This is a genomic window from Fulvivirga maritima, assembly GCF_021389955.1.
Classification (GTDB): domain Bacteria; phylum Bacteroidota; class Bacteroidia; order Cytophagales; family Cyclobacteriaceae; genus Fulvivirga; species Fulvivirga maritima.
In genome coordinates this window covers 2,816,868-2,840,732 of the sequence record NZ_CP089980.1, presented here as the reverse complement: position 1 = coordinate 2,840,732, position 23,865 = coordinate 2,816,868, and the positions used below count along the sequence as shown (strand labels likewise).

General features: G+C 38.2%; 20 protein-coding genes and 2 tRNA genes. 7 read left to right on the top strand and 15 right to left on the bottom strand.

What is annotated here, in order from left to right; all coding sequences use genetic code 11:
• Window positions 1-5: 5 nt before the first annotated feature.
• The 9 genes from LVD15_RS12170 to LVD15_RS12130 all read right to left on the bottom strand — a co-directional run bounded on the left by LVD15_RS12170 (window position 6) and on the right by LVD15_RS12130 (window position 10,561).
• On the bottom strand, window positions 6-2,873 hold the full coding sequence (locus LVD15_RS12170) for a hypothetical protein (RefSeq protein ID WP_233780599.1): 2,868 nt from the start codon (window positions 2,871-2,873) through the stop codon (window positions 6-8).
• Window positions 2,873-3,898 (bottom strand): PorP/SprF family type IX secretion system membrane protein, encoded by a 1,026-nt coding sequence (locus LVD15_RS12165; protein ID WP_233780598.1) that lies wholly within the window; start codon window positions 3,896-3,898, stop codon window positions 2,873-2,875. Before LVD15_RS12165 ends, LVD15_RS12170 begins: the two co-directional genes overlap by 1 nt.
• A 5-nt stretch (window positions 3,899-3,903) precedes the next feature.
• The gene (locus tag LVD15_RS12160; RefSeq protein ID WP_233780597.1) at window positions 3,904-6,531 is read right to left on the bottom strand and encodes a T9SS type B sorting domain-containing protein; all 2,628 of its coding nucleotides are present in this window, start codon (window positions 6,529-6,531) and stop codon (window positions 3,904-3,906) included.
• Window positions 6,532-6,943: 412 nt separating this feature from the next.
• Window positions 6,944-7,954, bottom strand: coding sequence for a LacI family DNA-binding transcriptional regulator (locus LVD15_RS12155; RefSeq protein WP_233780596.1), 1,011 nt, complete (start codon window positions 7,952-7,954; stop codon window positions 6,944-6,946).
• A gap of 103 nt (window positions 7,955-8,057) precedes the next feature.
• Window positions 8,058-8,140: transfer RNA gene (locus tag LVD15_RS12150), tRNA-Leu, on the bottom strand.
• A 53-nt stretch (window positions 8,141-8,193) separates the two neighbouring features.
• A tRNA-Leu gene (locus tag LVD15_RS12145) sits at window positions 8,194-8,278 on the bottom strand.
• Window positions 8,279-8,354: 76 nt separating this feature from the next.
• Complete coding sequence (egtD, locus tag LVD15_RS12140) at window positions 8,355-9,290, bottom strand: L-histidine N(alpha)-methyltransferase (RefSeq protein ID WP_233780595.1); 936 nt, start codon at window positions 9,288-9,290, stop codon at window positions 8,355-8,357.
• A 9-nt stretch (window positions 9,291-9,299) separates the two neighbouring features.
• The gene (gene egtB, locus LVD15_RS12135) at window positions 9,300-10,337 is read right to left on the bottom strand and encodes an ergothioneine biosynthesis protein EgtB (protein WP_233780957.1); all 1,038 of its coding nucleotides are present in this window, start codon (window positions 10,335-10,337) and stop codon (window positions 9,300-9,302) included.
• A 62-nt stretch (window positions 10,338-10,399) separates the two neighbouring features.
• Window positions 10,400-10,561, bottom strand: a complete 162-nt coding sequence (locus LVD15_RS12130) for a DinB family protein (protein ID WP_233780594.1) — start codon at window positions 10,559-10,561, stop codon at window positions 10,400-10,402.
• A gap of 319 nt (window positions 10,562-10,880) precedes the next feature.
• Here LVD15_RS12130 and LVD15_RS12125 point away from each other — a divergent pair, with 319 nt between their 5' ends.
• The 4 genes from LVD15_RS12125 to LVD15_RS12110 all read left to right on the top strand — a co-directional run bounded on the left by LVD15_RS12125 (window position 10,881) and on the right by LVD15_RS12110 (window position 13,956).
• Window positions 10,881-12,521, top strand: coding sequence for a S8 family peptidase (locus tag LVD15_RS12125; protein ID WP_233780593.1), 1,641 nt, complete (start codon window positions 10,881-10,883; stop codon window positions 12,519-12,521).
• A gap of 76 nt (window positions 12,522-12,597) precedes the next feature.
• Window positions 12,598-13,035 carry a cytochrome B gene (locus LVD15_RS12120; RefSeq protein ID WP_233780592.1) on the top strand — a complete coding sequence of 146 codons (438 nt, stop codon included), beginning with the start codon at window positions 12,598-12,600 and terminating at the stop codon, window positions 13,033-13,035.
• The gene (locus LVD15_RS12115) at window positions 13,019-13,558 is read left to right on the top strand and encodes an O-acetyl-ADP-ribose deacetylase (RefSeq protein WP_233780591.1); all 540 of its coding nucleotides are present in this window, start codon (window positions 13,019-13,021) and stop codon (window positions 13,556-13,558) included. Before LVD15_RS12120 ends, LVD15_RS12115 begins: the two co-directional genes overlap by 17 nt.
• Complete coding sequence (locus LVD15_RS12110) at window positions 13,555-13,956, top strand: hypothetical protein (protein WP_233780590.1); 402 nt, start codon at window positions 13,555-13,557, stop codon at window positions 13,954-13,956. Before LVD15_RS12115 ends, LVD15_RS12110 begins: the two co-directional genes overlap by 4 nt.
• On the opposite strand, the gene LVD15_RS12105 is transcribed toward LVD15_RS12110, so the two are convergent.
• Window positions 13,953-14,804, bottom strand: a complete 852-nt coding sequence (locus LVD15_RS12105) for a TraB/GumN family protein (RefSeq protein ID WP_233780589.1) — start codon at window positions 14,802-14,804, stop codon at window positions 13,953-13,955. The two genes, LVD15_RS12110 and LVD15_RS12105, sit on opposite strands and share 4 nt — an antisense overlap.
• A 231-nt stretch (window positions 14,805-15,035) precedes the next feature.
• Between LVD15_RS12105 and LVD15_RS12100 the strand changes: the two genes are divergently transcribed.
• Window positions 15,036-15,971 (top strand): FKBP-type peptidyl-prolyl cis-trans isomerase, encoded by a 936-nt coding sequence (locus LVD15_RS12100; protein ID WP_233780588.1) that lies wholly within the window; start codon window positions 15,036-15,038, stop codon window positions 15,969-15,971.
• Window positions 15,972-16,132: 161 nt separating this feature from the next.
• Window positions 16,133-17,059 (top strand): sulfotransferase family protein, encoded by a 927-nt coding sequence (locus LVD15_RS12095; RefSeq protein WP_233780587.1) that lies wholly within the window; start codon window positions 16,133-16,135, stop codon window positions 17,057-17,059.
• A 142-nt stretch (window positions 17,060-17,201) separates the two neighbouring features.
• Here the strand turns inward: LVD15_RS12095 and LVD15_RS12090 are convergent, their stop codons facing one another.
• From LVD15_RS12090 to LVD15_RS12080, 3 genes are all read right to left on the bottom strand, one after another.
• On the bottom strand, window positions 17,202-17,930 hold the full coding sequence (locus LVD15_RS12090) for an SDR family NAD(P)-dependent oxidoreductase (RefSeq protein WP_233780586.1): 729 nt from the start codon (window positions 17,928-17,930) through the stop codon (window positions 17,202-17,204).
• A gap of 1,020 nt (window positions 17,931-18,950) precedes the next feature.
• Complete coding sequence (locus tag LVD15_RS12085) at window positions 18,951-19,484, bottom strand: hypothetical protein (RefSeq protein WP_233780585.1); 534 nt, start codon at window positions 19,482-19,484, stop codon at window positions 18,951-18,953.
• A gap of 435 nt (window positions 19,485-19,919) precedes the next feature.
• Window positions 19,920-20,369: a hypothetical protein gene (locus tag LVD15_RS12080; RefSeq protein WP_233780584.1), complete on the bottom strand. Its 450-nt coding sequence runs from the start codon at window positions 20,367-20,369 to the stop codon at window positions 19,920-19,922.
• A gap of 483 nt (window positions 20,370-20,852) precedes the next feature.
• Here LVD15_RS12080 and LVD15_RS12075 point away from each other — a divergent pair, with 483 nt between their 5' ends.
• Complete coding sequence (locus tag LVD15_RS12075; RefSeq protein ID WP_233780583.1) at window positions 20,853-21,308, top strand: hypothetical protein; 456 nt, start codon at window positions 20,853-20,855, stop codon at window positions 21,306-21,308.
• Between the two features lie 423 nt (window positions 21,309-21,731).
• On the opposite strand, the gene LVD15_RS12070 is transcribed toward LVD15_RS12075, so the two are convergent.
• The gene (locus tag LVD15_RS12070; protein WP_233780582.1) at window positions 21,732-22,193 is read right to left on the bottom strand and encodes a hypothetical protein; all 462 of its coding nucleotides are present in this window, start codon (window positions 22,191-22,193) and stop codon (window positions 21,732-21,734) included.
• A 350-nt stretch (window positions 22,194-22,543) separates the two neighbouring features.
• Window positions 22,544-23,833: a hypothetical protein gene (locus LVD15_RS12065; protein ID WP_233780581.1), complete on the bottom strand. Its 1,290-nt coding sequence runs from the start codon at window positions 23,831-23,833 to the stop codon at window positions 22,544-22,546.
• Window positions 23,834-23,865 lie beyond the last annotated feature (32 nt).

Here is a 23,865-nt window from a genome sequence, read left to right as displayed (position 1 = left end):
ACTGTTTAGCTATTCCTCTTCCTAAGCCAATAATAGGTGACTCCCGCACCTAACAATAAAAATATGGACGAATATAGCCACCATTTTTCAATATTATCACCTGAGTATCCAACTTTCACCTTTTCATGCCCTTCATTTGAAGTCAGCACCAAGGGCTGATCCGCTTGAATAAAAGGGCTTAACAACTGATTATCAAAGGCTTTGTAAACAAACTTGCCTCCTGCCGCTGTAGAAGTATAATAAACTGTAGCCTGATCTGTATTAACCACCTCCACTTTGAGATCATACAAGCTCATGCAGTCATCAATTACTAAAAACTGTGAAGGATCGAAATTGATATTATTAAACGTAAATTCCCCATTACTATTAATAAAAGTCGTATCTAATGCTTTGCCATTCTCTGTAACCAAAATAACCTTATAAACCTCCTGAAGTGAGTCTTTTACTGTAAACTCTCCACACAAATCTGCTTGCTTCACCATTATTTCCCCCTCAGTATGAAGTGATTTATAAGTAAATAATCCAGGTTGAGTATCACTGGATATATGCTTAAGAAATTTTCCCTTATGATCATATACAGAAACATCCACTTGCAGGCCAACATCAGTACTATCCATTACAAAGGCATAATCTCCTTTAGCAAGATGGTTTATCTCCACAGCGCCACCTTCATCAGACGTAGCACTGCGCACGATCATGCCGTTATGATCTATCAGGTGTAGTTCATGACCTGCTTCCTTCTTTTTTACATCATCTTCAAATAACTGACTGCTCATTTTGGCATCATCTACATGAATTCTAAAGGTAGTAGCCTTATACAGATCCAGAGGCCTGTAGTCAATCACTTCCCCTTCGGTATCGCTATTGATTTTATCTAGCTTCACACCATTTTCATCTTTAAACACCAAAGCTACATTCATACTCCTATCCTTTTCATCTAGCAGCACCGTGTACTTACCTGGCGGTGGCAGCCTTCTAAAATTAAACAGTCCTTCTGCATTAGTAGGCACAGCATCTACCACTTCATTTTGCTCATTTAGCAAAATCACCTGATGATCAGGCACGGGCTCATCTTTTAAAGTCAACGTACCAGAAAGAGAGGCATCTCCTTCATTTAGCCTAAAAAAATCCGTTTTATACTGAGATAATTGGCGATAATTAAAAACATTCTCTTTATCTAGGGAGGAGTATTGCCTTAAAATATCTCCCTTCAGATCCTTTACTAAAAGCTTTAAATTCAGATCCTCATCTTCTTCTGAAAATACTACTGCATACTTACCACTTTCACTTAACCTCCTGAATTGAAAAAAACCATTTTTATCTGTTATAGCTACATCTACCACTTCTCCACTTTCATCTATCAACAGCACTCTATGATCACTTAAATCGTCCTGATCTTCCAAGATATCTCCTGAAATTTCAGTATCCTTTTCTAATAGCATAGTAATTTCATTACCTGCCATTTCCAGTTTTGAGTACTTAAAATAGTCATCTATGATTTTCAGATTAGTATCTTCTACCCTAAACTCATCTACCTCAGCCACAAAAAGAGGAAGCCTGCTATATTCAAAAGGAATAGAAAAATGGGTTTTGTAAACCTCATCATTACATCCTCCTCGATTAGAGGTAATAACCCCACGAGTATCTCCGGTTAAGAGAAAATGAAAATCATCATAACCTGAGTTAATCCCCTTTCCCAAATTAAAAATATGACCTATGCCTTGCTGCCAGTTTATTTTTACCATAAAAACATCCATGCCCCCAAAACCAATGCGCCCGGAGCTGCTAAAGAACAGATAGCCAGAAGCAATATCAAAGAATGGAGTCATTTCATCTTGAGGTGTATTGATGCCTTGCAAGTTTTTAGCAGGCAAGAACCTCCCCTGCTGATCCTTTTCTGACATCCATAAATCATAACCTCCTTCTCCACCTGATCTGTCAGAGCTAAAGAACATTACCTCCCTACCATCATTAACAGACACTAAAGAGGCATTTTTAGATGAACTATTCGGTTGATTGACATTGCTATTGAGCTTTATAGGATTACTCCAGCCCTTGCCCGATTTATTACTGTAATAGATACTGCAGTTATCATCTTCCTCTATTTTTTCACACACGGTATAATACAATCTATCACAGTCCGCCGATAAAAATGGACTGCCTACATCAGCATTTCTACCTACTTTTATATTTAGCAAATGGCTTTCACCATTTTCATTAGCAAAAAGCCGACTTACTTTAATACTATCAATCTCTACAATTATATCATCTGTAATATGATGTTTGGCGGTACCTTTTACCGTATAGGTAGCCGCGAATATCTCCTGACCACCGCAAGTAACCACAGATTGCATGCCTGTGCCATGTGTATTCATTTCAGCTACCCTTGCACCATCAGTCTTTCCTTTTATATTGGCTATGCTCCAGCACTGCCTGATAGCTAAATTTGCCTTCTTCAACTGCTCTGGGTATGCAGTATTATGATCAGACACAAATTCCTTTAAAAATATAAGGGCTTTATCATACTGCCCCATACCTTGATAGATAATGCCCAAATGGTATGAAAACAGGTCATTTTTCGTTTCGCTACTCAGCAGTTTTTCATAAAAAGGCAGGGCCTCGCTGTAGCAATGGAGATTAAAATAGGCATCGGCGAGTTTTAATTTATAGGCATTTTTATTACTTAGCTCAACCAGCTCTTGAAGTGGCTTAATAGCCGCAAAAAAATACCCATGCTCCAGGTAGTAATCAGATATAATTAGCAATTTTTCCTCATCAGGATGGATATCTAACTCCCTGAAAGGCTTAATATTTTGACCAAAAGAAACAACACAACAAACCATAATAGACAGAACACATAATATTCTAACCATTATAACCTGGGACTGGGATTGGTAATCAACTTTGTACGCGTCTTAAACTTTTTATTGAAATTATATGACATGCTTATTTCTAAACCTCCATCTCTTGATACGGAACTCATAGAAGAAAGGATTAGATCATAGCTAATTCCTGCATTAAATTCTCCATATTCCAAGCTTAAACCTAGTATACAAGCATCAGTATTCCTAATCCAGCCGCCCATAGATATGGCTGTGCTTTTCTGCCCGGAATATCTATTAGCTTTAAAAACCTGATATTCTAAAGAAACACCAGGGTTAAAAACACTCATTTTATTCTGATAAAAATATACCATGGTAGGCACCACATTTAATTTATTACTTACAGGAAATTTACCTCCACCATGAACCAGATATTTACGGGACAAGGGCGCTTCCTGCCCCATAAGGCTTCTATCTGGCTCCGAAAGATGGAAACCAGCCACACCTGCAAAAAGCACTGCATCATTAGGCAAAAAGGTATAATATAACGCTCCCACCTGAAAATCCAAGGCTGTAGAAGCATCAGTATCAAAGCTCTCTCCGTTGGCCAGCTGAGCATTATACCCTTGCATAGGCACCCACTGACTCTGAGTAGACAAATCACTATAATCAATACTAAACCTATCTATCCCTACCTGTAATCCCATAGCAATATAATGCCTCGCCTCTCGTCCAATAGCATTATGATATGCATAAGAAAACATCATTTTTGTATTGGTTAAATAGCCGCCAGCATCATCTTGTAGCACCATCAATCCTACTCCGGCAAAATCCGGATTTCGATCAGCCTCCATTAATGACATATCTGCCGAAAAACTGTAGGTACGCAACTCATCAAAATCACTCAAATAATTTTTGTAATTGATATTAGCCCTTATTTTCCCGAAAGAAATACCTGTAAGTGCCGGGTTCAAAACCAAAGGAGCATTATAAAACTGCGAGAAGAATGGATCTTGGGCACTGCCAACTCGCAGGAGTAACATCATGCTGAATAGCAGCCCATATTTAAGTATCATCTGCCTCATCTCACCAACCTCACCGTTCCCTTTTTAGAGATGGTATTCCCCTCTACCGTAGTAGCCTTAACCGTATATAAGTAGACATCACTCATAAGGGTTGCTCCTTTCCAGCGGCCATCCCACCCATGATCTGCGTCATTAGTAGAAAACACCTCTTTTCCCTGCCTGTTGTACACTTTAAATTCCAGGCTTGATACGCCAAGGGCGTTGACTTTGAGGTAATCATTAATGTCATCGCCATTAGGCGAAAACAGATCAGGCACAAAAACCTCATGACGCTCATTTACGGTTATCATTACTGATGCCTCTGCACTACACCCAAGCTCATTAGTACCGATTACGGTGTAAAGTGTACTCATTTGTGGATTTACCTCAATACGAGCTTCATCAGGAAAGCTAATTCCTTCTTCAGGCTGCCAATGATAAAATTCAGCACCCGAGGCCTTCAAACCTATGATCATACCCAATGATATTGTAGAATCAGGAGACACCTCCATTTCAGGTTTATCATTGACATTTACCAATAGCAACAAGGTGTCTGAACCGCATTCCCCATTACCTACTACCACCTGATAATTTGTGGTTAGCTCTGGGCTAGCTTCCGGCTTAGCAATATCCGAGGCACTTAATGATTCCGAAGGTGACCAAACATAATTATCACCTCCAATCACCTCTAATGAAGCTGTTTCTCCTTCACAGATGGTATAATTATCACTTGCCAATTCTGGAAACTGATAAACCAGTATTTTAATACTATCCTTTTCTACACAAACTCCATTTTTAACAGACCATTCTAATATGGTTTCTCCTGTACTTAGGTTATTAATTTCAGAAGTAGGAGAAGTTGTATCTATAACAATACCCGATCCAAATGATACCGTCCACTGCCCTGTTCCAACATCCGGCTCATCTGCATCTAAACGCGATGAAGTTTCACCATTACAGAAAAGCACATCTGCACCAGCATTAAATTCCTTAGGGGTTCTATCTCGGATAATATTGACAGAGTCAGATGAAGAAGGGCAAATATGAGTATCCACTGTCCAGGTAGCTATTGTGGTTTCGTATGGCAAAGAATGAAGTGTGGTAATGTGCTGAGTAGGCTGATCTAGCACGGCCGTATTGTTACTAACCGACCACTTACCGTTTCCACCCGATGCATTTAATTGCACCTCACTTAATTCACAAACTTGAATATCATCACCTGCATCAGCCTCTTCTGGTTGCTCTTCATTAATTATCTTCAACGTATCGCTGCTACTACCACATTCATTATAAATAGTCCATTCTAACTCCACATTATCTCCCGGCATAAGTGCCGAAATTCTGGCATTGTATAAAGTAGTATCATTAAAAGTACCTGTCCCTGATAATTTCACCCATCCACCATGCTGTCCTTCACCTGGAGGAGTTGCCTCTAACTGTACCTCTGTTTCATTACAAAGCTCCAAATTATCACCTACACTCACCTGATTCGGTGTCTTTCTGGTAGTAATTATTAAATTGGCTACATTATGTGGGCACACACCGTTGCTTACGGTCCATGATAAGGTATCTTGAGCATTTTCCTGAAGGCCTGAAACAAAAGCACTTGAATCAGAAGAATGTTGAATTTGAGCTGGGCCTGATACCACAGACCATATTCCTTCACCATATTGAGGAGCTGTAGCTGTAACTGAAGTCGATGTCTGATTACATAATAATATACTATCTTCCGCTTGAGCTGGAGATGGTTTATTTTGAATTAAAATGCTTTCAACATTGCTTTTATCACTAACACAGCCATTTGAATTTATTACAGCCAATTGATAATCTCCACTTTCATGAGGCTGATCAATTTCAATTACCGGTCCTTGAAGGTTAGTTATAATACTATTTCGCGACCATTGGTAAACATCTTCATTTTGAGAATCAGCAGCAAGTTGGATAATACTATCTTCGCATGCGATAGAGTCACTAGCATCAATTGTAGGCTTATCTGGTTTAGCATGAATAGTAACAAACAAGCTATCACTTCTATCACTTTCACAAACACTATCTCTATACATTGCCACCACTTCATATTTGTCGTTCTCTGTAGGACTAGATATGTAAATCCAATTATCATCACTGGAAATAGATAATTTTCCATTTCTAAACCACTTATAGCTACCTCCGGGAGGAGCCCCTTGAGCTTCTAACCTTACTGATGTACCTTCACAGACTACAGTATTAGTCTTTGCACTAATGCTAGGTGTGGCCAGCTGTTTACGCACCTCCACCTCTATATCTGCTGTGATACCTCCGGCAGTCCAGGTAAAAGTATAGTTATTGCCAGGAATAAGATTAGTGACAAGGGTCTTAGGATCGTTAGGATCAACAATGTTCGCAGAACTACTGGTAGACCATACTCCTTCAGATTCAGAAGATGCATTCAAATAGGTATAATCTACTTCACAAAGGGTTTGATTACCACCAGCACTATCGGCCAGTAAGGTTATTCGCTTTGAAGTATAATGCGTAGAGCTTTCTGCTGGAGTTACTAAGAGGGCACCTGCTAGGTCATAGACAAGTTTATTCTTCCCAACGGATGAGGTGGTAATTAGCAAATTACAATACAATAAAAATGTGATGGTACAGTACCATTTCATTTGTACAAAAGGATTTAGTTACATGGTAATAATTACTTCATGTTATCCCTGTATTGTTGTCTGGATACACATAGCTATCCATCCATTCTTCTTCATAAAACAGCATACAAAACAACTTTCAGGTTCAGATTATCATAAAACACGGTTCAGATGCATGTAATTTAATTATAAATAATTGAAAATTACAATATAATAATTCAAATATTAATAAAATCAAGCATAAAACCTATAAATCATTAATTGTGAAAATTAACAATGAAGCCATGCCTGAATAGCATTATAAAGACGCATGATTTGAATGCTATCTTTGAACCAGAATTGACTGAAACAAAAAAGCCAGAAAACCACTACTGAAAAAATCAATAGTACTCTTCTGGCGTAGCAAAATTAAATATGAAGTATATTTATTCTTTTAAGACCTTCTGGATGAATCTCTAATAACGAGTTGTGAAGGTATAATATGTCTGAAGTTTTTACCTTTTTGCGATGAATTGATCTGATCGAAAAGGCATTCTGCAGCCTCATATCCTATTCTATAAGGGTTATGCATTACAGAGCTCAAGTGAGGCATTACAATTTCGCAAATTGGGAAATCACCAAATCCTACTACCGCCACTTGTTCCGGCACTTTTATGCCCATAGCCTGAAGTGCCAGAATTACTTCTACCCCAATCTCATCATTAACAGAAAATATTCCATCAATATCAATAGGGCCTGAAATAAGACTTCTCACCGCTTCTCTTCCCTTTTCAGGATCAAAATCACACGGAATGATCAGCTTTTCATCTACAGGTATTTTATTATCTATCAAAGCCTGCTTATAACCTAAAAGTCTGTTATGGCTTGCTCCCAAGTTATCAGGACCGGCCAGGTGAGCAATTTTCTTACAACCTATTTCTATTAAGTGTGTAACCGCTCTATAGGCTCCTTTAAAATCTTCGGCCTCAATTTTAGGTACTTTAAATTGATCACTGGTTCTATCAAAAAGCACCAATGGCATGTCACCATCAATTATTTGCTTTATATGCTTTAGATTTTTACTGCCTTTAGCTAATGACACCAAAATACCATCTACACTACCAGCCATCAAAGACGAAATGTATTTTATCTCCTGTTTGGTAGATTCGTTAGTCTGACAGATATACACCTGATAGTCATTACTACCAGCCACTTTCTGAATACCACTTAATACCGAAGAAAAGAAATGGCTCGCTATTTTCGGGACAATAACTCCAATAGCATAAGTTTTACGGGTACGAAGCCCACTAGCCATTTTGTTCACCTGGTAGTTCATCTTCTTAGCGAGCTGCTTAACCGATTTCCGGGTCTGCTCATTAATATCAGGGTGATCGTTTAGTGCTCGTGAAACCGTTGAAGGTGATAAACCCAGAGTGAAGGCTATATCTTTTAATGTTACTCCCATGTAAGTTATTGTTAAAAAAATTAACCAGTGATATAAGTATTTACCGTTAATATAACGACCAACTCTTATAATTCTGATTATTAATTCGAAAATTATCTATAAGTGCGCACGAAAGGAGTCGAACCTTCACGCCTGAAAGGCACTGCCACCTGAAGACAGCGCGTCTACCAATTTCGCCACGTGCGCGTCATTACAGTTATCGCTTCATTAATAACAATAGTAGTAGTCTAATCAAAATGTGCGCACGAGAGGAATCGAACCTCCACGGCCGCAATGGCCACCAGGCCCTCAACCTGGCGCGTCTACCAATTCCGCCACGTGCGCATAAAACGATTTAGGTAGTATCAAAAGGGCAGCAAAAGTAAGAAGTTTTATTTTATAAGCAATACCTTACCCATGACTATTTTTTCCAAATAGAATTTAAAAAATAACCATTGCTGTCATAGAAATTATTACGGATAGTAAATCCTACGCGGGAAGCCATGCTTTCTACATCTTTCACATTATACTTCTGTGATATTTCCATATGCACTGACTCCCATTCATCAAACTCAATAGCCTGATCCATTATCTCTACCTTTTGCTTTTGTGTACTCACCAAATAACTGGTGGTGGTGCCAGTATAAGGATCATAAGTAGGCCAATGTTTAAATTTAGAAACATCGAAATTACCACCTAGCTCGTTGTTAATTCTATGTAATAAATTAAGGTTAAATGCTCTTGTAGTTCCTTCCTTATCATTATATGCACTAATAATAACATCCGGATCTTTTTTCAAGTCAAAGCCTATCATTACCAGATCACCTTTTTTCAACGACCCGTATAATTCCTGTAAGAATTCGATAGCCTGCTCATGTCTGAAGTTACCAATATTAGATCCCAGAAATAGCACTACATTTTTGGCTTTAGTGCTTTTAAGCGTTTTCAATACAGAAAAATACTCTCCCTCCATAGGCTGAACCTTTAAAGCCGGAAGCTCCTTTTTTAATGATCCTGATAGCAATGACAAAACATTAGCAGAAATATCAATAGGAATATAACTAAAATCTGCACCTGCTTGCAAAAAACTATTCAACAGCACCTTGGTCTTATAACCATCTCCCGCTCCAAATTCTATTAGATTAAAGGCTTCATCATCGCCTTTGAAAATTCGAAGCATGCCCTCTTTATTACTTTCTATTATTTCAAATTCACTTCTGGTAAGGTAGTACTCATCCAAATTCATTATTTTCTGAAAAAGTGCATCTCCTTTTTCATCATAAAAATATTGAGAAGAAAGCCTTTTAGGGGTGGCATTTAATCCTTCCAACACGTCTTTTGCAAATTGTTTATTCATCTGAGTATTTTAAATATGTTTAGCTAACCTTAAACCGGAAAACATCCATCTAAGGTGTGGGTGAAAGAAGTTTCTATAAGTAGACCTCACATGGTTAGCCGGTGTAGCGCAAGAGCCTCCTCGCAGTACCATTTGGTTAACCATAAACTTGCCATTATACTCTCCCACAGCTCCCTCCGGCGCTTCATAATATGGATAGGGTAAATAGGCACTACTAGTCCACTCCCAGGCATCTCCTAAAAACTGGTAGTTATCGCTTTGCTTAGCCACAGGATTACAATGATCAGATTCCATGAAATTACCCATTGTTAGCTCCTGAGCATATATATTGGCAGCCACTTCCCACTCAAACTCTGTAGGCAAGCGCATACCTTTCCATTTGGCATAAGCATCTGCCTCATAGTAGCTGATATGAGTAACAGGTGCAGCAAGGTCTAATGGCTGCAACCCTCCTTTAAGAGAATAATAGTACCACTGTCCGTTTTTCTTAAACCAATAATCTGGAGTCTCAATATTTTCCCGGTTTACCCAATCCCAGCCATCAGAAAGCCAAAACCTGAAGTTTTTATATCCGCCGTCTTCTACAAATTGTAAATATTCTCCATTGGTCACCAGCCTGTCCATTATGGCAAAATCATGAAGAAAAACCCGGTGCACGCCTTTTTCATTATCAAAACAAAAACCATCCTGATGATGCCCTATCTGATAAATGCCTTCCTCTACATTTAAAAAGTCGCTTTCTATTACCTCTGTAGGCGCCAGAGCTTGCGGATCTTCCTGTTTCAGGTAAGCTGGGAATAACGGATTGTGCCCCAGGATGTATTTAATATCATAAAAAAGCAATTCCTGATGCTGCTGCTCATGCTGCAAGCCAAGCTCTAATAGCGTTAGCACCTCATCTGCCACTCCTTCTTCCAGCAAGCTATCCATGTGCCCATCTACGTACTGCCTGTAGGTCATCACCTCTTTCAAGGCTGGCCTGGTTAAGTTGCCTCTATCTGTTCTTATAAGACGCTCGCCTACACTTTCATAATAACTATTAAAAATGTAGCTAAAATTCTTATCATATGGTTGGTAATCCTTCTTTAAAAGGAATCAGTATAAAAGTCTCAAAAAAACCAGGTAGTATGCCCCAAGTGCCATTTGGGAGGACTCACATCTACAATAGGCTGCACTACATAGTCTTCAGGTGAAAGCGGGGAGCAGATATGCTCTGTAGTTTGACGGACGCGCCAAAACTTTTCTTTTGGCTGTACTTCTTCCAATACCATAAGTCAGGTTAGTTTAATGGTTTCTAAGAATATTTTTTATTAAGGCTGCTTAGTATCGTAAAGTACAACAAGCCTATCCACCAAAAAGTTATATTAAAAACAGGCCTCCATATACGGTCTATTCCCTACGTGATCCGCGTAATTATAGTTTTAAGGGAACCTTCTGGCTTATGATCATGGTTGCTATCAGAGGAATATTTTTATGGCGCTATTACCGATTATAATCTACTATAACCAGTATTAAAAAAAGCGTCACAGTCTGTCATTTTTGACGTATATTGGCAGACTTTTTAATAATTTTTAGAATTATCCCAAGTATATGAAACATAATGTAAGTAGAATCTTTGCGGGGCTGGCAGTCGCATTAAGTGTTTGTAATATAAATGTATACGCTCAGGATGCCGTACAAGACAGCAGTCAGGTTCCCCCAAAGAACTGGTTTGTGCTTGATCACTCCAGTGATGATTATGAAGGTGTAAGTGCAGAAAAGGCTTACAATACCGTTCTTAAAAACAAAAAATCGAAAACCGTAACGGTAGCAGTAATAGACTCAGGTGTGGATATTGACCATGAAGACCTACAAGGTAAAATATGGATCAATGAAGATGAGATTGCCGGAAATGGTATTGATGATGATAAAAATGGCTATGTAGATGATCGATATGGCTGGAATTTTATAGGTGGTAAAGATGGTAACGTAGAAGAAGATACCTATGAGCTTACCAGAATATATAATGACCTAAAGGCAAAATATGGTGATGTAGAAGCCAAAAAGGTAAAAAAGAAGAACAAAGACGAATACGAGTACTGGCTGAAAGTGAAAAAGAACTTTGAGGCTGATTATGAAAAAGCAGAACAGCAGTATGAGTTTTATGCTACTTTCCACAAAAACCTTATGCGCTACAACACTCTACTTAAGCTATATCTGGATGTAGAGAAAGTAAGCATGGAAGATCTAAGATCTCTTACTACTAATGACTCTACCATTCTGGCTGCCAGAAATATGGTAGGTATTATATTACAAAATGTAGGTGATGAAGCAGACTTTGAGCAACTAGACAAAGAATTAGCTGAAGCTGAAGAGCATTTTGGCAATCAGGTAAACTTCGCTTTCAATACTGAATTTAACCCTAGAACTATTGTAGGTGATGACTATAGTGATCCTTACGAAAAAGGATACGGAAACAGTGATGTTAAAGGCCATGATCCTAGCCATGGAACACACGTTTCTGGTATTATAGCTGCCAACAGAGATAATGACTTAGGTATTAAAGGAATTGCCAACGATGTTAAAATCATGGTAGTGAGAGCTGTGCCTGATGGCGATGAAAGAGATAAGGACGTAGCTAACGCTATTATATATGCCGTAGATAACGGAGCTCAGATTATTAACATGAGTTTTGGCAAATCTTATTCTCCACAAAAAGAAGCGGTAGATAAGGCTGTAAAATACGCTGAAAGTAAGGGTGTGCTACTAGTACATGCTGCCGGTAACAGCTCTAAAGATCTTGATAAATCAAATAACTTCCCTACCAGAAAATTTAAAGACTCTAAAGAAACCGCCACTAACTGGTTAGAGATAGGAGCTTCTGCCTGGGATGATGACGCTAACTTTGTAGGCTCATTTAGTAACTACGGTAAGCACTCAGTAGATATTTTTGCTCCTGGAGTAGACATCTACTCTACTACTCCTGATAATACATATAGCTCTTTTGATGGCACAAGTATGGCAGCACCAGCTACTACAGGTGTAGCCGCTCTACTTATGTCATACTACCCTGAGTTAACGGTAGATCAGGTAAAAGATATTCTTACTAAATCAGCGATCCGTTTTGATGGACTAAAAGTAACTAAGCCTGGTGATGAATCATTAGTAGACTTCAAAAGCTTGTCTATCTACGGTGGCGAGGTAAACGCTTATGAAGCAGTGAAATTAGCTGAGTCAATGACCTCAAAATAAAGGAAGTTTAAAAATAATTGTCTTAGACACAAAACCGGACTAACTTTAGTCCGGTTTTTTATTTTATTACAATACAATGCAGATACTCATACACGCACACTCAGGACTTAGATGGCTGGTACTCATATCGATACTATATGCTATCATTAATTCAATAGGCAAAACAAAAGGCACTGTTCCTTATACAGGAAAAGATAAAAAAGCAGCCTTATTTGCCCTTATATTTACTCACATACAACTGGTAGTGGGTGTTATTCTTTACTTCATCAGCCCTAAAGTGATTTTTTCCGGATCTTCTATGGGTGAACCTGCTTTACGGTTTTACTTAGTAGAGCACAGTGTAATGATGGTCATAGCCATTGCGCTAATCACTATTGGATACAGTAAAGCAAAAAGACTTACTGATGACGGCAAAAAGTTTAAAACCATATTAACATTCTATGCCATTGGCCTGTTAATTATGCTCATATCTATTCCTTGGCCGTTTAGACATTTAGGTGGAAGCTGGTTCTAATTCACATATAGACAAAAGACTTGAAATCACTCAGGGAGACATTACTCAACTGGAGGTAGATGCCATTGTTAACGCTGCCAACTCATCATTATTAGGAGGTGGCGGCGTAGATGGAGCTATACACCGAGCTGCAGGCCCTGAGTTACTTCAATTTAACAAAACCCTTCATGGCTGTGAAACCGGAGAAGCCAAGCTAAGCCCCGGTTTTAACCTTAAGGCAAAATATGTTATCTCCACTGTTGGGCCAGTCTGGCGTGGTGGCAATAACAATGAAGACCAATTACTGGCCAACTGTTACTCAAACAGCCTTAAACTGGCCAAAGAGAATGATATTAGCAGCATAGCTTTTCCTTCTATTAGCACTGGCGTTTATGGCTTCCCTTTTGAGAGAGCCGCCAAGATAGCCCTAAAAACCACCCAGGCTTATTTATCCAAAAATTCTTCTTTCGGTAAAATTATACTCATCACTTTCAGCACTGATGATTATAACACTTTGACTCACCTGGCAAAGCAAAAGCTATGAAACAGATACTCTTCGCCCTACTTTTGTTAAGCCCGGCCTTAAGTAACGCACAGGTTCAGCATAATTTTGAAAAAGGCCCTGAAAATACTAACTGCCATGAGCTCCCCGCAGAATTCACTAACTACGTAGAGGCTATAAAAGCGCTTAGCACCACCACTTTTCGCCTGAAAGAAACGCTCTCCATTTCCAAACACCTCACACCACAAGCCCTTCGCTACTATTCATGCGACGGAAAAACCGGTTATCTGGTAGCCAAAGAATCAGATTCTGTTTTTCAGGTTTATCCTCAGGTACCTTATAAACTTTGGCAGGAATTTAGTGAATCTAAAGACCCTGTCTATTTCTACTCAGAAAAGATAAAAAAACAATACGCTAAGCTACCAGAAGAAGAGGATTAAAAGACTGGCTCCAGAGTATAACCTTCCTGCTCTAACAAATGTAACAAGCCCTTATCTCCTCCTAAATGCCCTGAACCAACGGCAAACAAGCTCGGTTTTTCTTTAGCCATATCTACAATATCAGGCACCCAGTTTTTATTCCTTTCATATAAAAGTTTATCCGCATAGTCAGCATATTGCGGATCATCAGCCACTAGCTTGGCTAATTTATCCACGTCCTTTTCTTTATAGGCTTTTAACAATTTATTGAAATCATTTCTAGCCTTTTCTTTATCAGCAACCAGCTCATTAATCGCTTTTATTTGGTCTTCTTCAGGAATGCTATCGAAAATACTCATCTGAAACTCTACCGTTTCCAGCCCTTCTACAGGTATTTCATTGGCTTTAGCCATTTTTACAAATTCATTTTCAAAGGCTATAATCTCCTTGCAGTCTAACAGTTTAGGCAGGAGCATACTCAAAAGCACAAATGGTTTTATCACGCCTAGCTGAGTCATATTAGCACCATATCCTTTTTTCAAAAAGGCATTGAGGCTATCAAGCTCTGCTTTAGAAAATTTATCTGAAATATTTTCGAATCCAGGATTCATGGAAAGCTGCTGTACTTTCATCATCATAGAAGGGTCATCCATATCCAGCTCAAGCACTGTTCTATCTACACTGGCCGCTGCCTTTTCTACTGAAGCAGGCATGCTATAATCTTCGCTACACATCATATGGATGGTGCCAAAAATATATGAAGGCTCAGCAAGGCCCGGTCCGGTAAGTTTATATAATAATGATGATTCCTGACCTCTGGCCAATAGAGGCGCCAATGCTATTATGAACAGTAAATAAGCTTTTCTCATTGTATATATTTTATTTTATTCTTAATTACTCTCTGCTAAATATAATAATCTGCAAACAAATACAGTTATAACCATGAAACTTATCTCTATGAAAAAAAGACCTCAATGACCGGTAAGTTTCAGCATCTTCCGGTCTTTTGAGGCACTACCTGTCTATATTTTAGTCTTCGCCTCATCCTTTGCAACCTTAAAACTGCATTCTGTGTCTATATAATACTTAATCGCAGGTATATGTTTCTAAATAATGACAAAGAATACAAGGGAAGGATAGTGGGAATAATCATTATTTTCTTCCTACTAACCACTAGTTGCAGCTTGGAAGACTCAGAGCTGGCTGATCAAATCAATAATGATAATGATGAAATTGTGGGTTATTTAGAAGCCAATAACATTGATGCCACAAAAGATAACAGCGGCATTTATTATGAAGAGCTTACTACCAATAGCACTGGCACCACGGTAAATAACAACGACGTTCTGTACATACTTTATAGCATGCGGACATTAGACGGAACGCTGGTGGAAGAGAGCTCCGACTCAATAGCCATTCCTTTTTATCATAACTACCAAAGTGTAATTCCGCTAGGGCTTGATTATGGCGTTCAGCTAATGAAAAACGGAGAGAAATTCAGATTCTACATCCCCTCCACACTGGCCTATGAAGAATACAATAACACTAGTTTCTTCGGCCCATTTACCAACTTTATTATGGATGTAGAACTGGTAGAAATTAAGAGCAAAGCAGAAGTATACCTGGAAGAAACAGAGGAAATACAAACTTATTTATCTCAGGAAAATTTAGATGAAGAGGGAAGCATAGAAACTGATCTTTATTATAAAGAAACCCAAAGAGGCAATGGCAAAAGCCCTTCTCAACACAGTACTGTAACCATTAATTTTGTTAGAAAATATCTTGATGGCACCATTATAGAACAAACCAACTCAAGCCCCATCACCTTCCAGCTCAATAATAATCAGGCAGTAGAAGGATTAGAAAGAGGCATACTAAAAATGAGAGAAGGAGGCAAGGCATTACTCATTATGCCATCTAGGCTTGGTTTTGATGAAAGCCTTCAGGTATTTCCTACCGCTCTGAGGGCTAATCTGATAAGAGACAACCTTATTTTCTCTAGTGTCCGCCCTTTTCACCTCTTATATATGAAGTAGAATTATTAGAGGTAAGGTGAGTTGACGTGCGTTCAACCTCTGTTTTTTACATTATATCGATTTTATTTAGAACTTATCGATCATTTTAGGTACTTTATTGAACAAAATAGGCTACTACTCAGTTCAACGTTTGCATTAACCAACTAACCACACCTACTAAAATGAGAGCAAACCTTCTACCAGATTTTCTGATCATTGGGGCCGGAAAATGTGGCACCACCTCTGTAGATAATTATCTAAAACAGCATCCATCTATTTATGTCACTAATGTAAAAGAGCCCAACTTCTTTGGCTATGAATTAATAAAGCCCGAAGACTTCCCAGACAAATCGAAACTTAAACATTACTATGATTCTGTTACCGATTTGGAGTCTTACCAAGCTCTTTTTTCAGAAGCCCAACCTGATCAGTTACTAGGGGAAACCTCCAACACCTATCTATACCACGATAGGGCACCAGAAAGGATCAGGCACTATGTTCCGAACGTGAAAATGGCTGCTATTTTTCGTCAACCGGCAGAAAGGCTGTATTCAAGATTCCTTCATCTGGCCAGAGTAAATGAATTACCAACAAAGAAATTTGAAAGCGTACTAGACAAAAATAGTATCTGGTGGACCAGAAATGACTTGATAAAAGAAGGATTTTACTACAAAAACCTGGTTCGCTTTTTTGATTACTTCCCTAAAGATCAAATAAAAACTTATCTGTTTGAAGACCTCAAAAATAATCCGCAAGAGGTTATGCAGAACATTACAGATCATATTGGTGCAGACAGCTCATTTGAGTTCGACTTCTCCGTTCAATATAATCGGTCTGGATTTATAAAAAATAAGTTTTATGACAGAATGGTAGGGCACAATAGCATTATCAAAAATGGCATAAAAAGTCTGATCCCTTCAAAGGCCTATTCTAAACTACAACGCTCACCATGGATCAGAAAAAAATTCACTGATATTAAAAATAAAAACTTATCAAGACCACCTCTTCACCCAGATTTAAAAAAGAAAGTAACTGAATTCTATGCTAAAGATATTCAACAGCTTTCTAAGTTAATCAATAGAGATTTGGATCATTGGCTGGTTTGTTAGAATATATTACTAACCCATGCCGCTAAAATTAAGAGGCCTTCTTAAAATAAAATTTATGTCAGATTGAGGCACTCGAAACCCTAATCATTATGAATAAGGAGACATTTCGAGTACCACAATGTGACATTCACTAATTTAGTTATTAAACAGCCGAATATCCGCCATCGACAAGATAATACCCTCCAGTCATAAATGAGGATTTATTCGAACTCAAGAAAAGCACTAGTTCTGCCACTTCCTCAGGCTTACCTAATCTATTCATAGGGTGTTTTGATATAAGTTGAGCAATGCCATCTTCATCAACACTTTCTATTAAGGGCGTTTTTACATAAGCAGGCCCCACCGCATTACACCTGATGTTTTTCTGGCCATACTCTGCTCCAATATTTTTGGTAAGACCTACTACCGCATGTTTAGTAGAAGTGTAAGCTGCTGACATAGGAGCGGCAACAGCACCATGAACAGAAGCCATATTAACAATTACACCACCGCCATTTTTCTCCATTTGCTCTAACTCATACTTACAGCCGTAGAAGACTCCGTTTAAGTTAATATCTACCACCTTCTTCCAATTCTCTTCGGCGTAATCAGCAGTAAGATTTAGCTCCCCTCCTATGCCTGCATTATTACAAGCAATATCTAAACTACCATAAGCCTCTACTGCCTTTTGCACTAATTTCTTAACCTCTTCTTCTTTGGAAGCATCTGCCTCAATAAAAACGGCTTCTCCTCCTTCTGACTTTATAAGATCAACCACAGATTGACCATTCTTTTCACTTATGTCATTTACAACCACTTTAGCTCCTTCTTTAGCATAAAGAATGGCTACGGCCTTTCCAATCCCTGATCCGGCACCAGTTACTAAGGCCACTTTGTTATCTAAAACTTTCCTTATTTTAATTATTTAAATTTTCCTTTATCACATTGATCAGCAACAAGGTAAAAGTCCACTCCAGATGAGTAAAACTATGCTATATAAACGAGTACTAACTAGCTATTGTTTCCTAAAACACCAATGACAAAACCAGCTCCTTAGGGCTTGCAAAAAGCTAATTCATCTGTTGAAAATGATGGGACGAGGTAATTACCAAACGCTAGAATATAGTTCTTTGCTTGTGGTGGAAGACATGACTTAAAGTAATTATAGTTATTCATGTGCATCTCTACCTTACCGGCCAGAGGCCTCAGTAATAGTCGTCACGCGGCAGAGCCGAGCGACTGCGGGTGTAAAACAATCGCTTGGCTACTGCCGAGTGATTATTATGCTTTAGGCCTCTGGCCGATATAGCAATAAATGCCATGATTCTAAATACCGAAAAGGTAGAGAAAGGCCTGACATAACCTGATTCTAACTATACTTATCCGAATGCATCTCTACCTTACCGGCCAGAGGCCTCGGAAATAGTTGTCACGCGGCAAGAGCCGAGCGACTGCGGGGCTGCGGGTAAACGGTAAACAATCACTTGGCTACAGCCGAGTGATTATTATGCTTTAGGCCTCTGGCCGATATTGCACTAAATGCCCTGATTCTAAATACCGAAAAGGTAGAGAAAGGCCTTACATAACCTGATTCTAACTATACTTATCCGAATGCATCTTTACCTAACCGGCCAGAGGCCTCAGTAATAGTCGTCACACGGCAAGAGCCGAGCGACTGCGGGTGTAAAACAATCGCTTGGCTACTGCCGAGTGATTATTATGCTTTAGGCCTCTGGCCGATATTGCACTAAATGCCCTGATTCTAAATACCGAAAAGGTAGGGAAAGGCCTTACATAACCTGACTCTAACTATACTTATCCCAATGCATCTTTACCTAACCGGCCAGAGGCCTCAGAAATAGTCGTCACACGGCAAGAGCCGAGCGACTGCGAGTGAACGAGGGACAACAGCCTAATTCAATTCAATTAATGTCATTTCCAGAATGGCCAACTCCAATGTGTAAAATTGTAGCACCAAACTACCATAATTTTGATATTCATAATTTTCTCTCGAAAAGGGACAACCTTCATTACACCAAAAGGAATCAATTAAATAAACAAAATCTAACTTTCTTTCTGAACTCACAATCCCTTCACTTTCTAAAGCGTCAACATATGCTATCATTAAATCCTTAACCTTAAATTCTGCAAGAATGTGTTGAAAAACCTCGCCACTTCTACAAGGATCCATTAGAATCAACCCAGTACCTGGTTTGAATCCGCCCGCCTGGTCTATAAAATAATAATTTTTATTTTTCATCTCCTCCAATAAATAATGAAGCCTATTATTGTCATTCATGATGTTTTTATCAATAATATCAACCTTAGATTGTAATGAATGGCATAGTAAAACTACGGACTCCTGCATACATATGTGCCTTTCCTTATCGGAAACACATCCAATAAAAAGCAAACAAAAGACTATCAATAAACCTTTAAATTTCATTCTATATCATATTTAATACTATCTTCCTTATTTTTTACCGGCCTAGAATCAATTGAGCTTACCCCCACTGGCGCAAGCGTCCGCTTGTGCCTATTCAATATGCATTCGATCCTATAATTAAACGAAGGTGACTCGGCATAATACACCATGCACAAATCTCCAAACCTTTCTCCTGCTGGCAATACCTCACACTTTCTAACCTGCTAGGTCACAATTGTATTACGCCTACACCTTCCCAGGAATTTGTAATACAAGGTTAATATCCAAACTTAAAAAACAATATGCTAAGACTTTTGCCGAGCGACGGGTGGATTGCTGTATACATCTGATCATCTCATTCCGAGCAGATGCTCTTGTACATGGCAGGTCGTAGGACCGCTGCGCTTAACCTACGACCAGTGAGGAGGGTAGAGCCGAGCGACTGTTGATGTGTAATCAAAACCCTGTTACCTCAATATTATTATCTTTTAAATGATTAGATATCTGAGTAAGTTTATCTCTGCGTATGCCAGATCGCACAAGTATTGACTTCTTCTTAATAAAATTTTTTTTTGTTCTATAATAAATATGGAAATAATTTGTTTCTTCTCCAGTCACTTTAAAACTAACTTTCTCAATGTCAATTGAATCAATTAGTTTAGTCTTAAATAACACACCTAACTTATATTGTTGATAAATTTGATCCTTATACACTTTAGTGTCATACAATGAAAAACTTATAAATAAAAAAAGTACAGATGCAATAATTAGAATAGTTAACCAAAGGTTTAAATGCAACAGCCAATCACAAATAACAAAAATTAAAAAACCATAAGCTATTGATGCTAGAAATGCAAACTCATAATTTGCTGGGTTTGAAAACAACAGTTTATTACTATTTATCATTCCTTTTCTATTAATTCACTTCCAGATTGGTATATAGTTTGAACATCAAAACTAGTATCCAAGGCTTCGTTTGCTTATTGATATTCATTCATGCCGTTTATTTTCTAGCTAGATCGCAATTGTATTATGCCTACACCTTCCCAGAAATTTGTAATGCAAGGTTAATATGCATCCTACCTAATGACATACGCTGAACAACGGCTAAACTACTACAATAATGGCACAAGTGGACACTTGCGCCAGAGTTTCATAACCTTAGACTAGGTTGAGGCTTGATATCGCTACTTGTCCTAGTAGGGAACCATACCACCATGCTCAGCATGGCGATAACGAAAGGGCTTTTTTATTGAAAGGGCTTTATTCAAGCAATCTATAAATACTATATTGCGGCCAGTAATGGAGAATGAATATACTATCACAAAGGCTATAGTTAAGAAGAGAACGCTGAATTGGTTGGTTCTTGTCCTTTTTCCTATTGTTTTCATGGGAAGTTTCATTGTGATGGATCGACTGGCCCTCCCCTTATGGCTAGGTTTAGTATTCCATTTCAGTCTGATTGCTATAATCATTTTACATAACTACAAGCACTATTACAACCTACCTCAGATTGGATCAATTAAGATAACTGATGATAATATCGTATTGTCAGCAGATGAGGAAATAATTACTATTCTGGGAAACGAGATCAAAGTAATCAACGTATATCCTCATTTAAACCTGGGCTCGCCCACATTACATTGGGATGGATTCAAACTAGTAGAAGTAGTAATAAAGCTTCACTCAGGCCACCATTTCACAAAGATCGTTTACAACACAAAAAATGGATTTGAGTACAAGCCCAACGATCCCTCCAAATTATGGGAAACCCTTGACCGTTTTGGTGGCTTACATAATTTTAGAGTGAACTTACTTTTGAGAAAAAAGAAAGTGAGTAGATAACAGCAATAATAGCACAAGTGGACACTTACGCCAGAGAGTGACTGATGGCAAACCGTCATCCCGGCCGCAACGAAGTGAAGAGCCGGGATCTCGCTGTTCAGATAACACTAACCGAACAGTAAGATTCCTGATATCATTGCGCTATGCTCCATGATTCAGGAATGACGGCTTTTATTTGCTAATTCGCGTGTGTGAAAGCCTGCTTTTTCCAACTGATCATAGATCCATACATAACTTGAGTTCCGCTCAAACTCCTTTCTTTAAGAACTCGTATTCATGAAATACTCTCTGTGTATTGTAGCCTCAGACATCTGATTATCTCATTCCGAGCAAATGCTCTTATACATGTCAGGTCGTAGGACCTCAGCGCTTAACCTACGGCCAATGGGAGTTTATTTGTTGTAGACGAGCGTCTATTCAATCCTATTGAGCGTATAATAGATTTTTCCATTTTCTTCCTTTTCTGAGAACGTAATTTGGTTTCTCGATTTTTTTTTCAATTGACATAATAATGGGATCAAAAAAGCCAGAGTCTCTTTTTTCAACATTTACCCATTCATCATTATTGTTTCTCAAGAAAACTGTATCAATTGCTAAAGTTAGAAGCGCGTCATTGATTTCAATCCTGCCAATTTGCTTTCTGCCATTTTCTCTCTCATTTTTTACGATTTCCATTCGAAATGTCATGTCATCACTAAACTCATAAACTGTGGAAAGGGATAAAATCTTAGCATTTTCAATTATTTGAGCAGGAACGTTTGGTATATCCACTTTCATATTGGTTACTTTCCATTTTCCTATTAAGTCCTTTTTATCCAGCTCTGATTGACATGAGAAAAACAACAGTGTTATTCCTATTAGAGTAAAAGTGAATCCTTTCATCATATCTTAGTGTATTTCATTTATAAAGCTTGTGTAGCTCAGTAGAGCCTGATAGCCCTATTTTTTATAAATATAGAAAAATAGAACTATCTAAACCTAGTCCGCCACGATCCATATATTACTTGAACGTCCGCCCAAACCCCTTTCTTTAAGCACAACATCGTATTCATAAAAAACTGACTATGCATTGTAGCCTCAGACATCTGATTATCTCATTCCGAGCAAATGCTCTTATACATGTCAGGTCGTAGGACCGCTTCGTTTAACCTACGGCCAGATGGTTTATCTATAAGGCCTTACTGATAAAATTATATCACCTCTTCGGGGCTTGGAAGAGGTGATTTGATATTGAATCAGAGAATTATCGGGAGCTTCCCCCTTCTATTATTTAATTTCCCCCCTGAGTTTTCTTCTTTAATAGATAACTCCTGAAAATCTAAACCTAATTCAAAAATATCCATAAGGTTATTATCGGATTTACTAATAAAATCAAGCCACTCTGAATAAGTATGAATATCGAGGATATTACGAAAATTAATATACCCAGGCTGGTTAAGTGAGGCATCAAAGTTAGTCAACACCTGCGGCAATTCGAGTGAGACCACCTTTCCCTCCCCAAATGGCACCAACCAAGTGTGATAAACATTTTCCTTTTCAATATCAAAAATCATGAAATCCAGATCGCCAGAAACAGAATATGTAATAACTTCTCCATCATACATAAGATCGTAATCATAATTCATTGTGCCAATATAAATACCATCTTCTCCATACGTTCTTTGCCCATATTCAAATTTATCATTCTCATAATAAACTTGAGTGTAGTAATCTGAGAACCCTTCTTTAGGATAGGATATATTAAATCCCTCTTCGGTAAACTGATCTCTAAAGCAAACATAGAATCCTGAATTAAAGCTATTCGGATAGGCTCTAATTCCAATTGTCGCCACATTTAAAGACTCCGGTATAGCTAGTGTTTTGGAAACTATATCATTATTCACCAATCTAAGATCTACAAGATTATCGCCCTCTGTGATTTCAGTAAAAACACCGTATTTTACAAATTGATCCTGATCATTAGATTCTACAATATAAATATCAGAAGGATTTGTTTTTAAATCTGTATTATAACCATTTTCCACATTCACTCCAAAGTAAGAAATAGATTGATCATGAGCACTTACTCTATAGCTAGCGCCCTCTTTTGCATTTTGAAATTTCAAGTCTGCCCGGTAAGGATATTCAGATTCCTCACTCGTATAAACCTTGTATAGAACCCATTTTCTACCTTTATTAACTTTTGCATAAGTTATAATTTCCAGTTCTTCCCCATTATTGTAAAGTAAACCTTGCGATAAGTAAAACTCACTACCCTCGAATTGAGAGGAATACAAAACTACACTATCCCCATTTGAATATTCGGAAGAGGCAATTAGGCTACCAGTTACATCCGAGAGAAATACAAAACCACGTATACCTTCGGCAAGGTTATCACCTTGAACCTTTATAGAAACCAACACACTATCAATGGGATTTTCAATTTGAGGTTCATCAGAAATTACAGGATCATCATCTCCACAGGATAACAGACATGCTGCTAAGCAAACAATTAATAGCCTTAAGATTGTATTGGGATATATCATTTAAAAATTTTGATTACAGATAAATTCCAATT